Source organism: Streptomyces sp. NPDC014734, from assembly GCF_043083325.1.
Classification (GTDB): domain Bacteria; phylum Actinomycetota; class Actinomycetes; order Streptomycetales; family Streptomycetaceae; genus Streptomyces.
This window is the reverse complement of record NZ_JBIBYN010000025.1, coordinates 38,737-52,856: the sequence shown is the minus strand read 5'-3', so window position 1 is coordinate 52,856 and position 14,120 is coordinate 38,737. Positions and strand designations below refer to the sequence as shown.

The 14,120-nt window shown below is 70.6% G+C and carries 12 protein-coding genes and 2 pseudogenes; 7 read left to right on the top strand and 7 right to left on the bottom strand.

What is annotated here, in order from left to right; translation table 11 throughout:
- Positions 1-3 precede the first annotated feature (3 nt).
- The 4 genes and pseudogenes from ACF1CT_RS30930 to ACF1CT_RS30915 form a co-directional block, all read left to right on the top strand.
- A pseudogene (locus ACF1CT_RS30930) lies at positions 4-597 on the top strand (4Fe-4S dicluster domain-containing protein); the annotation flags it as partial.
- A gap of 95 nt (positions 598-692) precedes the next feature.
- Positions 693-1,502 carry a ubiquinol-cytochrome c reductase iron-sulfur subunit gene (locus ACF1CT_RS30925; protein ID WP_391787294.1) on the top strand — a complete coding sequence of 270 codons (810 nt, stop codon included), beginning with the start codon at positions 693-695 and terminating at the stop codon, positions 1,500-1,502.
- A complete protein-coding gene (locus ACF1CT_RS30920; protein ID WP_391787293.1) occupies positions 1,499-1,939 on the top strand; it encodes a hypothetical protein in 441 nt (146 codons plus the stop codon). Before ACF1CT_RS30925 ends, ACF1CT_RS30920 begins: the two co-directional genes overlap by 4 nt.
- A gap of 21 nt (positions 1,940-1,960) precedes the next feature.
- Complete coding sequence (locus ACF1CT_RS30915) at positions 1,961-2,170, top strand: hypothetical protein (protein ID WP_391787292.1); 210 nt, start codon at positions 1,961-1,963, stop codon at positions 2,168-2,170.
- 68 nt (positions 2,171-2,238) lie between these two features.
- On the opposite strand, the gene ACF1CT_RS30910 is transcribed toward ACF1CT_RS30915, so the two are convergent.
- From ACF1CT_RS30910 to ACF1CT_RS30885, 6 genes are all read right to left on the bottom strand, one after another.
- Positions 2,239-2,472: a hypothetical protein gene (locus ACF1CT_RS30910; protein ID WP_391787291.1), complete on the bottom strand. Its 234-nt coding sequence runs from the start codon at positions 2,470-2,472 to the stop codon at positions 2,239-2,241.
- Between the two features lie 48 nt (positions 2,473-2,520).
- Positions 2,521-2,829 carry a hypothetical protein gene (locus ACF1CT_RS30905; RefSeq protein WP_391787290.1) on the bottom strand — a complete coding sequence of 103 codons (309 nt, stop codon included), beginning with the start codon at positions 2,827-2,829 and terminating at the stop codon, positions 2,521-2,523.
- Between the two features lie 592 nt (positions 2,830-3,421).
- Positions 3,422-4,255 (bottom strand): S-methyl-5'-thioadenosine phosphorylase, encoded by an 834-nt coding sequence (locus tag ACF1CT_RS30900; protein ID WP_391787289.1) that lies wholly within the window; start codon positions 4,253-4,255, stop codon positions 3,422-3,424.
- Between the two features lie 97 nt (positions 4,256-4,352).
- The gene (locus ACF1CT_RS30895; protein ID WP_391787288.1) at positions 4,353-4,712 is read right to left on the bottom strand and encodes an FmdB family zinc ribbon protein; all 360 of its coding nucleotides are present in this window, start codon (positions 4,710-4,712) and stop codon (positions 4,353-4,355) included.
- 66 nt (positions 4,713-4,778) lie between these two features.
- Positions 4,779-6,062 (bottom strand): MFS transporter, encoded by a 1,284-nt coding sequence (locus ACF1CT_RS30890; protein ID WP_391787287.1) that lies wholly within the window; start codon positions 6,060-6,062, stop codon positions 4,779-4,781.
- Positions 6,063-6,467: 405 nt separating this feature from the next.
- Positions 6,468-8,009: a potassium/proton antiporter gene (locus ACF1CT_RS30885; protein WP_391787367.1), complete on the bottom strand. Its 1,542-nt coding sequence runs from the start codon at positions 8,007-8,009 to the stop codon at positions 6,468-6,470.
- A gap of 325 nt (positions 8,010-8,334) precedes the next feature.
- Here ACF1CT_RS30885 and ACF1CT_RS30880 point away from each other — a divergent pair, with 325 nt between their 5' ends.
- Entirely contained in the window at positions 8,335-11,088 is a 2,754-nt protein-coding gene (locus tag ACF1CT_RS30880) for a penicillin acylase family protein (protein WP_391787286.1), read from the top strand.
- 106 nt (positions 11,089-11,194) lie between these two features.
- On the opposite strand, the pseudogene ACF1CT_RS30875 reads toward ACF1CT_RS30880, so the two are convergent.
- A pseudogene (locus tag ACF1CT_RS30875) lies at positions 11,195-11,764 on the bottom strand (5-formyltetrahydrofolate cyclo-ligase); the annotation flags it as partial.
- 105 nt (positions 11,765-11,869) lie between these two features.
- On the opposite strand from ACF1CT_RS30875, the gene galU reads away from it, so the two are divergent.
- Both galU and glp read left to right on the top strand, forming a co-directional pair.
- On the top strand, positions 11,870-12,772 hold the full coding sequence (gene galU, locus ACF1CT_RS30870) for a UTP--glucose-1-phosphate uridylyltransferase GalU (protein ID WP_391787285.1): 903 nt from the start codon (positions 11,870-11,872) through the stop codon (positions 12,770-12,772).
- 4 nt (positions 12,773-12,776) lie between these two features.
- Complete coding sequence (glp, locus tag ACF1CT_RS30865) at positions 12,777-14,087, top strand: gephyrin-like molybdotransferase Glp (protein ID WP_391787284.1); 1,311 nt, start codon at positions 12,777-12,779, stop codon at positions 14,085-14,087.
- Positions 14,088-14,120 lie beyond the last annotated feature (33 nt).

Below are 14,120 nucleotides of genomic sequence, written 5' to 3'. Positions count from 1 at the left end.
CGCATGATGGGCAGAACGATCTTCATCGACCCGGGGCGCTGCATCGGCTGCCAGGCATGTGTCTCCGCCTGCCGGGAGTGCGACTCGCATCGCGGCAAGTCGATGATCCACCTCGACTACACCGACGAGGGCCGGTCCGTCGCCTCCCTTCCCACCGTTTGCATGCACTGCGAGGATCCCGTCGCCCCGTGTGCCGAGGTCTGTCCCGCCGACGCGATCCTGGTGACCGCGGACGGTGTGGTGCAGCAGGCCGACACCACCCGCTGCATCGGCTGTGCCAACTGCGTCAACGCCTGCCCGTTCGGCGTCCCGAAGATCGATCTGGGGGCGAAGCTGCAGATGAAGTGCAACCTCTGTTACGACCGCACCGCCTACGGACTCGCCCCCATGTGCGCGACGGTCTGCCCGACCGGAGCGCTGTTCTACGGAACCGTCGAGGAACTCCAGGCCGAACGTCCCGGCGTGGAGGTCGCCGATACGTTCGTCTTCGGCGAGACCGAGGTGCGCACCGGCGTCGCCATGGTCGTGCCCGCCGACCGGGTCCGGTGGCCGGTGCCCGGCGGACTTTCCGTCGTCGAGGTCAACGGAGTCCCGGTCGGTGGAGTCCCGGCCGGCGGGGCCGGTAGCGGCGGTGTCGGGAACGGCGGGGCCTCGGCCGACGGGGGCGGGGCCGACGGGAAGGACGCCGGGCGATGAACCACGAACCCGACAACCGGACCGCGCCTTCCGGGGACCCGAGGGAAGCCCTGCACGACCGGATCGCCGCCGATTCCCTCACCACCCGTCGCGACTACCTCCGGATCGTCACGACCGTCTCGGGCGGTCTCGCCGTGGGAGGCCTCGGTGTCGCCGCCGGAATCCTTCCGCGGCACGGCGAGCCCGACGACGCCAAAGCACCCGCGCCGAAGAAGATCGCCGACCGGCTCCTGCCGGGCGAGTCACTCGCCTTCCGCTACCCGGGCGAGGAGGACCGTGCCGTCGCCGTACGGCTCGACGACGGAACCCTCGTCGGCTACTCCGCGATCTGCACCCATCTGGCCTGTGCGGTGCTGTGGCGCAAGGACCGCGGTCCCGAGGGCGAGCTGTACTGCCCCTGTCACGAGGGCGTCTTCGACGCCCGCACCGGTGAGGTCACCGCCGGGCCACCACCCCGCGCGCTGCCCAGGGTGATGCTCGCCGAACAGGACGACGGCGACATCTGGGCGGTCGGCACGACCCGCTCGGGCGAGAGCATCGAGCACGGCCTGTGTCGGCGGCTCGATGCCGACAGGCCGGACCTCGCCTCCCGTATCGGCTGCCCCGCCGTGCGGGACGGAGGAGCGGAGGCACCCCCGGCAGGGGCACGGGGGGCGCAAGGGGCGCGAGCGGCCCGAGCGGCCCGAGAGACGGGTGGGACGCATGGGGTGGTGGCGGACACCGGGGCGCCCCGGACCGCCCGCCCGGGCGGTATCTCCCACGGCAGGAGTGCCGATGCCGCGGTCGCCCCCGGCAGGCAGACATGAGCGACGCCCGGCGGCCCCGAGGCGGCCAGGACCCCACGGAGTACCCGAGGCACCATGAGGAGCACCCGGAGTACCCGGAGCACCATGAGGAGTACCCGGAGTATCGCCCGGGCAGTGCTCGTCCCGAACTCAACCGCCCGGTCCACCGGCGCTATCCGCAGATCCGTGCCACCAGCGGCTACGGCGACCCCCGAGTCCGGCACACCGGTCCCGGCCCGGGCGCGGGGAGCGAGCAGGAACCCGAGCGGTCCTCGAAACTGACGGCCCGACTGGTCCTGGCGATGACCGTGGTCATCGGTCAGCTCTGGGGGCTGACCGTCGTCATCGACGCGTGGATGGAGGGGAACACCGGCACCGCCTGGTGGGGTGCCGGATTCCTCTGTCTGTCGTTCCTCGTGGTGCTCGGGTTGTGGCGGCTCGACCCGAAGGACCGCTGAAGGCCGCCGTACCCTGGATGCATGAGCACCGCCCCCGCCCCCGGCCCGCGTGATTCGAAGCCGTCGCAGCCGGACCGGCCGAAACCGAGACCGACTCTGATCTTCGACGATCCACTGGACCAGCAGTCCGCGGACGATACGGACCGAGGGTGGGGCGAGCGGGCCCCGGCCGGGGGCAGCGCCGCTGATCTGGCGCGTTTCCTGGACGAGAAGCCGCCCCACCACATCTGAGCCTCCCGCTCCGCAGCGGACCGGCGCTCCCACCTCCAGTGGTCCTGTCTCCGCAGCTTCCGGTGTCCTCACCTCCAGTGGTCCTGTCTCCGCTGCCTCCGGTGCTCCTGCCTCCGGTCGTCCTTGGCCGTGTCCCGCCACTGGGCGCTGCCGCTGTTTCGCCGCAGGACTCGGATGCCCTCGGCCACCCCGCCCGCCTTCGGGAACGTGATACACGGGCCCTTGAGGCGGAAGCCGTGGCTCGCCAGGTCCTTGGTGCCGAACGCCCCGGCCAAGGGGTTGATGATTCGCTTGCCGAACACGCTCCCGACCGCCTTTTCGCCGGCTGGGGGGTGGTTCGTACAGATGAATCAACACAGGACCACCGCCAGCCGGGTCGACATGCCGGCACCGGCCAGCGACGCGGCAGTGCTCCGAGGAACGGACAGCACGATCAATGCGCCCTCCTCCGCCATGCCTTCGTCCTGAGGGCGCGGCACACGTGCGACCCGCACCCCCTTCGCCAGGACACGGGCTCGCGCTCCGGCTCTCTCCGCGGCGATGACATCGACGAGATCTCCCGGCCGTAACAGCCGCACCGTCCCCGCGTCGGCGATCCGGATCGGCGCGGATGCCAAGGGGATCGGCCGCCGGGCCCGCTCAGGCGGGGCCTCGGCCACGCTCCCCGCACCCACCTTCGCACCATGGACGGCACCGCTGTCCGTACCGCCCCCGTCCAGGCCCGTCGCCGCGAGCGCGGCAGCTACCAGAGCCAGCCCGGCGGCCGTCGCGCGGCGTCGGCGCCACACAGCCCGCCGCAGTCGCTGCGCGGAGCCTCCGTACACCCTCAGTGGTTCGAACGCGGGCACCCGGCGAGGCAGCGGAGCGGAATCAGGAAGGGGCGGCGGAGCGGAATCAGGCAGGAGCGGAGACGGCTGTGGCGGAGCGAGCGGCCGGGGCGCGGAGAGCGACTGTGGCGAGGAGAGCGGCTGGGACGAGGAGAGCATGATCGGCACCACCTGTGACGAGACGAGGAGTTCGGACGAACGCCTCTCACGATTCACGGTTCGCGCGTTTCCCGTGGGGGCCTGTGGACGGGCCCGGCGTTGTGGACAACTCGGTCCCCCGCTCGTGCCTCACCCGTCCACTCACGTCCCACCAGTCACCGACTCGGTGCGCCCAGCAGGTGAGCCCGTCCCGGGCTTCCCGTCCCGGGCTCCCCGACCCGGGCTCCCCGACCGAGCTACCGGCCCGGCCCGATTCACCTCGGCATCAGGGAAGCTCGATCCCCGTTTCGAGACCGTCCAGGGCGCGCGAGCACGGACAGTCGCGCTCGGCCTCCGCGGGCAACGCGGCCACCACGTCGAAGAGCACCCCGCGCAGCCGGTCCACATTGGCCGCGAACACCTGCAGCACCTCGCCGTGCGAGACGCCCTCCCCGGCCTCGGCCCCCGCGTCCAGGTCCGTCACCAGCGTCATCGTGGTGTAGCAGAGGCCGAGTTCACGGGCGAGGACCGCTTCCGGGTGCCCGGTCATCCCGACCACCGACCAGCCCATCGCCGCATGCCAGCGTGACTCCGCCCGGGTCGAGAAACGCGGTCCCTCGACGACCACCAGTGTCCCGCCGTCCACCGGCTCCCAGTTCTTCGCGCGCGCCGCCGTCAGCGCTGCCCTGCGTCCCTCGGGGCAGTACGGATCGGCGAAGCCCAGATGGATGACGTTCGGCTCCGCGCCGTCGGCCCGGGTCTGCCCGTCGTAGTACGTCTGTGTGCGGTTCTTGGTGCGGTCCACCAGTTGATCGGGCACGAGCAGGGTGCCCGGCCCGTACTCCGGACGCAGACCGCCCACCGCGCACGGACCGAGCACCTGGCGCACTCCGACGGAGCGCAGCGCCCACAGGTTGGCCCGGTAGTTGATGCGGTGCGGCGGCAGATGGTGGCCGCGTCCGTGGCGGGGCAGGAACGCGACCCGTCGGCCGCCGACCTCGCCGAGGAAGAGGGAATCGCTCGGTTGTCCGTACGGGGTGTCCACGCGCACCTCCGTCACGTCCTCCAGGAAGGAGTACAGGCCCGAGCCGCCGATGACACCGATCTCTGCGTTCACCATGCGATCACAGTAATGGCGTGGGGAAACGCCCGGGACCCCGCCGACGAGTCGGGCGGGGTCCCGGGGAAGTTCGCGAGTCGGGGCGTGGCGGCCCGGCTCAGGCGGCCGACGAACCGCTCGACGAGGACGTCGAGGACGCAGAGGACGTCGAGGACGCCGCAGGGGCGGAGGACGCGGACGGCTTCGCGTCGGACCCGGTCGACGACGAGGACGAGGAATCGGACGAACCGGAACCCGAGCCCTTCGCCGAGGACGGCGCCGGGGAGCTGCTCGACGACGAGCCGCGGCTGTCGTTCCGGTAGAAACCGGAACCCTTGAAGACGATGCCGACCGCAGAGAACACCTTCTTCAGGCGTCCTTCGCAGCTCGGGCACACGGTCAGGGCGTCATCGGTGAACTTCTGCACCGCCTCAAGGCCCTCGCCGCATTCGGTGCACTGGTACTGATAGGTCGGCACTTGCTCCTCCTGGCACTCTCACTCAATGAGTGCTAACGACGTTCCATAGTGACGTATTCCGTCGGCTCAGTCCACCGTGACGGACTTCCGGTGACCGATACCACGTGCCACGGTCCGTCCCGGAGCGGTGGCCGTCAGCCGGGAACGCAGCGTCACCAGGGTCACCAGCGCCAGCACGGTTGCCACCAGCGGCACCAGGAAACCCGTACGCGCGCCGTGGGCGTCCGCGAGCTGTCCGGCGACCGTCACCGCGGCGGCCTGGCCCAGCGCGACGGAACCCGTCAGCCAGGTGAACGCCTCGGTCCGGGCAGATCCCGGCACCAGCGTGTCGATCAGCGTGTAGCCGCTGATCAGGGCCGGGGCGATGGAGAGTCCGACCAGCAGCCCGAGTCCGGCGAGCAGGAACACCGAGTGCACCGCCCACAGTCCGGAAGCGGTCAGGGCCAGCGCCGTGTATCCGACGATCAGACGCCGTCGCGGCCCGCTCCGCCAGGCGATGGCACCGCAGGCGACGCCGGCCAGCATGTTGCCGGCCGCGAAGATCCCGTACAGCAGGCCGTTCGCCCCGGGCCGGCCGATCTCCTCGGCGAACGCCGTCAGGGAGACCTGCATGCCGCCGAAGACGGCGCCGATGCCCAGGAACGCCACCGCCAGCACCCGCACCCCGGGTACGGACAGCGCGGACACGTGCCGTTCGGAGCCGCCGGAAGAAGCGGTGCGCACCGTCGGCTGGGTACGGCGCTGCGCGGCGAACAGCAGGCCGCCGACAAGTGACAGTCCGGCCTCCGTGATCAGACCGGCCGCCGGGTGCACGCCGGTGCACAGCGCGGTGGCGAGCACCGGACCGATGACGAAGGTGAACTCGTCCGTCACCGATTCGAAGGCGGCCGCGGTGGACATCAGCGGCGATGCCTCGCGGCCGGGCGCCGCGCCCAGCAGGGCCGCCCAGCGGGCGCGCACCATCGGTCCGACCTGGGGAACGGAGGCACCGGTCGGCACGGCCGCCACGAACAGCGCCCACAGGGGCGCGTCCGCCAGCGCCAGTGCCGTCAGCACCGACACGGACGCCGCGTGCACCAGGACGCCGGGCAGCAGTACGGCGCGCTGGCCGAAACGGTCGGCGAGTTTGCCGGTCTGCGGGGCGAACAGGGCCATGGAGACACCGGTCACGGCGGCGACGGCGCCCGCGCTGCCGTACGAGCCGGTGGTGTGCTGAACCAGCAGCACGATGCCGATCGTCAGCATCGCGAAGGGCTGCCGAGCGGCGAAGCCCGGAAGGAGAAACGTCCACGCGCCCGGGGTGCGCAGCAACTGCCCGTATCCGGGGCGGTCGGTGACCGTGGATGCCACGGTCCATGCCTTTCTGCCGCCTGGTGGCCGAGCACCCGTCGGTCCGGGCCGGTACGGGGGTGCCGACTCGTGCGGGCGCTGCCGAGAGCTGTCCTCTTCGCGCGGAACTGCGGTAGATGCCGGGCGCTCAGCAAGAGGCGGAGTACGCCACGACCGCCATACGGTCGCGCCAGCTCTGCATCAGGCAGAGTTGGTCGTTCGGGGTGGTCAAGCGCGTGGTCGGCCCCGTGGCGGGAACCGACCAGACGTTTCCTCATGATACAGACGGGCGCCCTCGCACACCTCTCGTCCGGATGTGTGCGAGGACACCGTCCTCGACGGCCCCCGACGAGGTCCCCGGTGATGGGGTTGTCGGCGTCGAGGCCGCCGTCGGGGCCGTCGGTGGCGAGGTCACTGCTGAGGTCGTCAGCGGTGCGTCTTCGACCCGCCGGTCTTTCCCAGCCTCTTCACGGTCTTCAGCGCGTGCGCCATGTCCTGTGCCACATGGGGAGCGGGTGCCAGGTTCTCGCCGCCGCTTCCGGTGGCGCCCAGCCAGCTCGCGAGCTTGCCGCCCTCGCCGACCGCGCGCAGCCGCTGCTCCGCCGCGTCGCGCACCGGGTCGGTGGTGACCACGAGCAGTTCGTCGCCGCGCCGCAGCACCGTGGAGGGCGCCGGTACGAAGCTCTTCCCGTCCCGTACGACCAGGGTCACCGCCGCCCCCGCGGGCAGCCTCAGTTCCCCGACCTCCACGCCGTGCATCCTCGACTTCGCGGGGATGGCCACCGACAGCAGATGGCCGCGCAGCCGTTCCAGCGGCGCCGACTCGATGCCCAGGTCGGCGGCCTCGGCCGGGTCGTCGGCGATCTTCAGGACCTTCGCCATCCAGGGCAGTGTCGGTCCCTGGATGAGGGTGTAGACGATGACGAGCACGAAGACGATGTTGAAGATCCGGGTGGAGCCCTCGACGCCCGACACCATCGGGATGGTCGCCAGGATGATGGGCACGGCGCCGCGCAGGCCCGCCCAGGACATGAACACCTTTTCCTGCCAGGGCAGCCGGAACGGCACCAGCGAGAGGAAGACCTCCAGCGGGCGCGCCACCATCGTCAGCACCAGACCCACGATCACCGCGGGCCAGAAGTCGTCGTACAGGTCGTGCGGTGTGACCAGCAGCCCGAGCAGTACGAACATGCCGATCTGGGCCAGCCAGCCGAGCCCGTCCGCGAACCCGCGGGTCGCGGGCCAGTGCGGCAGTTTGGCGTTGCCGAGGATCATCGCGGCCAGGTACACGGCGAGGAATCCGCTGCCGTGGACCAGCGCGCCCGCCGCGTACGCGGACACCGCGATCGCCATCACGGCGATCGGGTACAGACCGGACGCGGGCAGTGCCACATGACGCAGTCCGAACGCGCCGAGCCAGCCGACGACGAGTCCCATCGCCGCGCCGATCGCGAGCTCCAGGGCTATCTCGCCGACGAGGACGTACCAGCTCTCCACGGGCCCCGCGGTGGAGAAGGCCACCACCAGGATCACCACGGGGGCGTCGTTGAAGCCGGACTCGGCCTCCAGTACGCCGGTGACCCGGGCGGGCAGCGGCACCTTGCGCAGGACCGAGAAGACCGCGGCGGCGTCCGTCGACGAGACGACCGCGCCGATGATCAGCGACTGCCGCCAGTCCAGGCCGACCAGATAGTGCGCGGCGGAGGCGGTGACGCCCACGCTCACCCCGACGCCGACGGTCGAGAGCATCGCGGCGGCGGGCAGCGCGGGTCTCACCTCTTTCCACTTCGTGCCCAGGCCGCCCTCGGCGAGGATCACGACAAGTGCGGCATAACCGATCACCTGGGTCAGTTCCGCGTTGTTGAACTTCACATCGAAGAAGCCGTCCTGCCCCATGGCGATTCCGATGCCCAGGTACAGGAGCAGGCTGGGGAGCCCGCTGCGGGACGAGATGCGCACCGCGGCCACCGCGACGAGCAGAACGAGGGAGCAGACGAGCAGGAGTTCGTTGAGCGTGTGGACAGTCAGTGGCCGTTCCTTCCCTGCGTGCGCCTGCCGGATCGACCGGTTCGAGCGGCTGTTGCCGGCTCGACCGGACCGCACCTCGGCATCGGTCGTTGACGGTCGGTACTTCGTTACCTTACCTAATCTTTAACGCTTTCTTGACGCGTTCGTTCATTCATGCGACCGCCGTGGAATTCGAACCATTTCCGTACCGCGTCGGAACGGCCCCGGCGGGGCGCCTATGGTTGCTCCTGCACTCCCAGGACCACCTGCCCCTCGAAGGACAGCGATGCCCGCCAACACAACCGCCCCTTCCGGTACCACCGGTTCCGCCGGTGGGAAGACCGGTAGGAAGAAGGGGCGCCGTGCCCGCCTGATCGTGATCGTTCTGGTGCTGGCGCTTGTCGCGGGTATCGGGTACGGCGCGTTCTGGTCCGTCTCGACCGTGCGGGCCTCGTACCCGCAGACCACCGGGACGATCAAGCTCGACGGCCTCGACGGCGACGTCGAGGTCAAGCGCGACGCCTACGGAGTCCCGCAGCTGTACGCGGACTCCGACGCCGACCTGTTCCGCGCCCAGGGCTTCGTCCACGCGCAGGACCGCTTCTGGGAGATGGACGTCCGCCGTCACATGACGGCGGGCCGCCTCTCCGAGATGTTCGGCTCCGGCCAGGTCGACACCGACGCCTTCCTGCGCACGCTGGGCTGGCGCAAGGTGGCCCAGGAGGAGTACGACACGGTCCTGTCGCCGGAGACCAAGAAGAACCTCCAGGCGTACGCGGACGGTGTGAACGCCTACCTCAAGGGGCGCGACGGCAAGGACATCTCCGTCGAGTACGCCGCCCTCGGCCTCACCAACGACTACAAGCCGGGCGAGTGGACCCCGGTCGACTCGGTGGCCTGGCTCAAGGCGATGGCCTGGGACCTGCGCGGCAACATGCAGGACGAGATCGACCGTTCGCTGATGGCCAGCAGGCTCGACAAGAAGCAGATCGCGGACCTGTACCCGGCCTACCCGTACGACGACCACAAGCCGATCGTCAGCGAGGGCGCGATCTCCCCGGTCACCGGGAAGTACGACCCCGACGCGACCCCCTCGTCGTCCGGTCTCGGTTCCGACACCCCGCAGGGCGCCACCGAGGGCCTGAACACCCAGCTCGCCTCGCTCTCCGACACCCTCGACGAGATCCCGGCGCTGCTCGGCCCGAACGGCAACGGCATCGGCTCCAACTCCTGGGTGGTCTCCGGCAAGTACACGACCACCGGCAAGCCGCTGCTGGCCAACGACCCGCACCTGGCGCCGATGCTGCCCTCGCTCTGGTACCAGATGGGGCTGCACTGCCGCGAGGTCAGCGCGAAGTGCCGCTACGACACCGCCGGTTACACCTTCTCCGGCATGCCCGGCGTGATCATCGGCCACAACGCGGACATCGCCTGGGGCTTCACCAACCTCGGCGCCGACGTCACCGACCTCTTCCTGGAGAAGGTCTCCGACGACGGCTACCTGTACGACGGCAAGATCAAGCCGTTCACCGTCCGCACGGAGACCATCAAGGTCGCTGGCGGAAAGAGCCGGACGATCACCATCCGCGAGACCGAGCACGGCCCGCTGGTCTCCGACCGCAGCAGCGAGATGGAGAAGGTCGGCCAGAAGGCCCCCGTCACGGGCACGGCCCCGGACCGGGCCGCCGGTTACGGGGTCTCCCTCCGGTGGACCGCGCTCGACGCCGGCCACTCCATGGACGCCGTCTTCGAGCTGAACCGGGCCAAGGACTTCCCCTCCTTCCGCAAGGCCGCCGAGCACTTCGAGGTGCCGTCCCAGAACCTCATCTACGCCGACACCAAGGGGCACATCGGCTACCAGGCCCCCGGCAGGATCCCGGTCCGCAAGAGCGGCGACGGCACGATGCCCAGCCCCGGCTGGTCCTCGAAGTACGGCTGGAAGGAGGAAGCCGTCCCGTTCGACGAGCTGCCCTACGAGCTGGACCCGAAGCGCGGCTACATCGTCACCGCCAACCAGGCCGTCGTCGACGAGAAGAAGTACCCCCACCTGCTCACCAAGGACTGGGGCTACGGCACCCGCAGCCAGCGGATCAACGACCTCATCGAGTCGAAGATCAAGGGCGGCGGAAAGATCTCGACCGAAGACATGCAGAAGATGCAGATGGACAACACCAGCGCCATCGCCACGCTGCTGGTGCCCGAGCTGACGAAGATCGACATCGGGGACAAGAACGTCCGCGAGGCGCAGAAGCTCCTGGAGGGCTGGCGCTACACCCAGGAATCCGACTCGGCCGCCGCGGCGTACTTCAACGCGGTCTGGCGCAACATCCTCAAGCTGGCCTTCGGCAACAAGCTGCCCAAGGAACTGCGGGTCGAGGGCGAGTGCCTCAACGTGCGCCGGGCCGACAGCTCCGGACCGATCGACGAGCGGCACAAGCTGGTGCGCGAGTGCGGGCAGCGCGCCCCCGACGCCGCGCAGCCGGACGGCGGCGACCGCTGGTACCAGGTGGTGACCAACCTCCTGAAGGACGAGAACAACGACTGGTGGAAGACGCCGAAGAGCGGCCGTGACGAGGCCACCGAGACCCGCGACGAGCTGTTCGCCCGCGCCATGAAGGACGCCCGCTGGGAGCTGACCGCCAAGCTGGGCAAGGACATGAGCACCTGGAGCTGGGGCCGGCTGCACCAGTTGAACCTGGAGAACCAGACCCTCGGCAAGGAGGGCCCCGGCGTCCTCAAGCAGCTCCTCAACCGCGGCCCGTGGAACCTCGGCGGCGGCGAGGCCGCGGTCAACGCCACCGGCTGGAACGCGGCGGGCGGCTACGACGTCGTGTGGGTGCCGTCGATGCGGATGGTGGTGAACGTCGGCGACTGGGACAAGTCCCGCTGGATCAACCTGACCGGCGCCTCCGGGCACGCCTTCGCGGCGCACTACACCGATCAGACCGACAAGTGGGCCAACGGCGAACTGCTCGACTGGTCCTTCGGCACCAACGCCGTCGCGGAGTCGACGACCGACATCCTGACCCTCAAACCGTAGGGTCGGTAACCGTAGGGTCCGTCCCCCCGGCCGTCGGCCGCCCGGTACCAGGGCGTCCGGCCGCCGGACCCGCGCCGCTCCCCGTACGGTCCGCCCCGCGGCCCGTACGGCGGATCGCGGCCGGAGTCACCACCACGTCCACGGGGTGGTCGTGCGGTTCCACCGGAACCCGCGCGACCACCTCGTCGTCGTAGAGCAGGACGATCAGCGCCGGATGCGCCCCCGCCGCCGCGAGCCGGGCCAGGACCCGGTCGTAGCTGCCGCCGCCGCGGCCGAGCCGCATCCCGTACGCGTCCACCGCGAGCCCCGGCAGCAGGACGGCGTCGGCCTCCAGGACGGCATCGGGGCCCAGCCGCTCCCCGCCCGGCTCCAGCAGCCCGCGCCCGGCCCGGACCAGCCGGTCGGCGCCCTCGTACGGACCCCAGTCCAGGTCGTTGTCCGGGAGGAGCACCGGCAGCAGCACCCGTACGCCCCGCGCGCGCAGCGCGTCCAGCAGTGCGCGGGTGCCCGGTTCGCTCCCCACCGAGACATAGGCGGCGACGGTGCGGGCCCCGGACAGTTCCGGAAGACCCAATGCGTTCCGGGACAGAACCAGCGCGGCGTTCTCCGCGTCTTTCCCGGTCAGAAGGCGCCGCGCGGCCAGGAGTTCACGTCGGAGCAGCGCCTTTGGCGACATCTCGGTATTCAACGGGTACCTTGGTTCTCTCGTACATGCATATAGGTGTACAAAGTTAACCGAATCCTCATCTTCTGCCTGGGGGTGCCGGTTATCGTTCTGCGCATGACTATGTCGCACCGCAGGATCAGCAAGGCCGTCATCCCGGCCGCAGGGCTCGGCACACGATTCCTGCCGGCCACCAAGGCCACTCCCAAGGAAATGCTGCCTGTCGTCGACAAGCCCGCGATCCAGTACGTCGTCGAGGAAGCGGTGGCCGCCGGTCTCTCCGACGTCCTGATGATCACCGGCCGGAACAAGCGCCCCCTTGAGGACCACTTCGACCGCAACTACGAGCTGGAGTCCGCCCTCACCCGCAAGGGGGACGCCGACCGGCTGCGGAAGGTCCAGGAGTCGAGCGACCTGGCCACCATGCACTACGTGCGGCAGGGCGATCCGCGCGGCCTCGGCCACGCAGTGCTGTGCGCGGCGCCGCACGTCGGCGACCAGCCGTTCGCGGTCCTCCTCGGCGACGACCTGATCGACCCGCGCGACCCGCTGCTGTCCCGCATGGTCGAGGTCCAGGAGCGCGAGGGCGGCAGCGTCGTCGCACTCATGGAGGTCGCGCCGGAGCAGATCCACATGTACGGCTGCGCGGCCGTCGAGCCCGGCGCCGACGGCGACGTGGTGCGGGTCACCGGCCTTGTCGAGAAGCCCGAGCCGGGGGAGGCGCCCAGCAACCTCGCCATCATCGGCCGTTACGTCCTGGACCCCGCCGTCTTCGGGATACTGCGCAGGACCGAGCCGGGCCGCGGCGGCGAGATCCAGCTCACCGACGCCCTCCAGCTCCTCGCCGAGGACGAGAAGGCCGGCGGTCCGGTGCACGGTGTCGTCTTCAAGGGGCGCCGCTATGACACCGGCGACCGGAGCGACTACCTCCGTGCCATTGTCAGACTCGCGTGCGAACGTGAGGATCTGGGGCCGGACTTCAGGTCCTGGCTCCGCAGCTACGTCACCGAGGAGTTGTAGGACCTTGAGCAGCACGATGTGGTCGGTGGACGAGCACCTGGACGACATTCTCGGCGCGGTGCGCCCGCTCGAACCCATCGAGCTGCAACTGCACGACGCCCAGGGCTGCGTCCTCGTCGAGGACGTCTTCGTGCAGATCGCCCTGCCGCCCTTCGACAACAGCTCGATGGACGGGTACGCGGTCCGCGTCGCCGATGTCGGGGCCGCGGACGAGGAGTTCCCCGCCGTGCTCACCGTCATCGGCGATGTCGCGGCGGGCAGCGACGGACTCCCCGGCGACCGGAGCGTCGGACCGGGGGAGGCCGCCCGGATCATGACCGGTGCCCCGCTGCCGGCCGGGGCCGACGCGGTGGTCCCCGTCGAGTGGACCGACGGCGGCACGGGCGGCGGACCCGCCGACACCATGCGTTCCCACCGGGAGGCCCCCGAGGGTGCGGGCGGCGAGGTCCGCGTCCACCGCCCCGTCGAGGCCCGCGCCCATGTCCGGGCGGTCGGCAGCGACGTCAAGCCGGGCGATCTGGCACTGAGCGCCGGGTCGGTGATCGGTCCGCCGCAGATCGGGCTGCTCGCCGCGATCGGCCGTTCGACGGTGAAGGTGCGGCCCCGGCCGCGCGTCGTCGTCGTCTCGACCGGCAGCGAACTGGCGCAGCCCGGCGAGGAGCTGACCGGTGGCCGCATCTACGACTCCAACAGCTTCGCCCTGACGGCCGCCGCCCGGGACGCCGGGGCGATCGCCTACCGCGTCGGCGCCGTCACCGACGACCCCGACACGCTCCGCGCGACGATCGAGGACCAGCTGATCCGCGCCGACATCGTCGTCACCACCGGGGGCGTCAGCGTCGGCGCGTACGACGTCGTCAAGGAGGCGCTGTCGCAGGTGGGCGACGCGGACGAGCCCGGCGGCGGCATCGACTTCCGCAGGCTCGCCATGCAGCCCGGCAAGCCGCAGGGCTTCGGTTCGATCGGCCCCGACCACACGCCCCTGCTGGCCCTCCCGGGCAACCCCGTCTCGGCGTACGTCTCCTTCGAACTGTTCGTCCGGCCCGCGATCCGCGCCCTGATGGGCCTCGCGGACCTGCACCGTCCCACCGTCAGGGCCGCGCTGGACACGGACGAGACGCTGACCTCACCGTCCGGACGGCGCCAGTTCCTGCGCGGCACGTACGACGCGGAGGCGGGCACCGTCAGCCCCGTCGGAGGCTCCGGCTCGCATCTGATCGGCGCGCTCGCCAAGGCCGACGCGCTGATCGTGCTGCCCGAGGACGTCACCTCCGCCGAGCCCGGCACCGACATCGAAGTGGTCCTGCTCCGCTGAACCCCGGGCGGTGGCGGTACGGTGTTCGCCGCT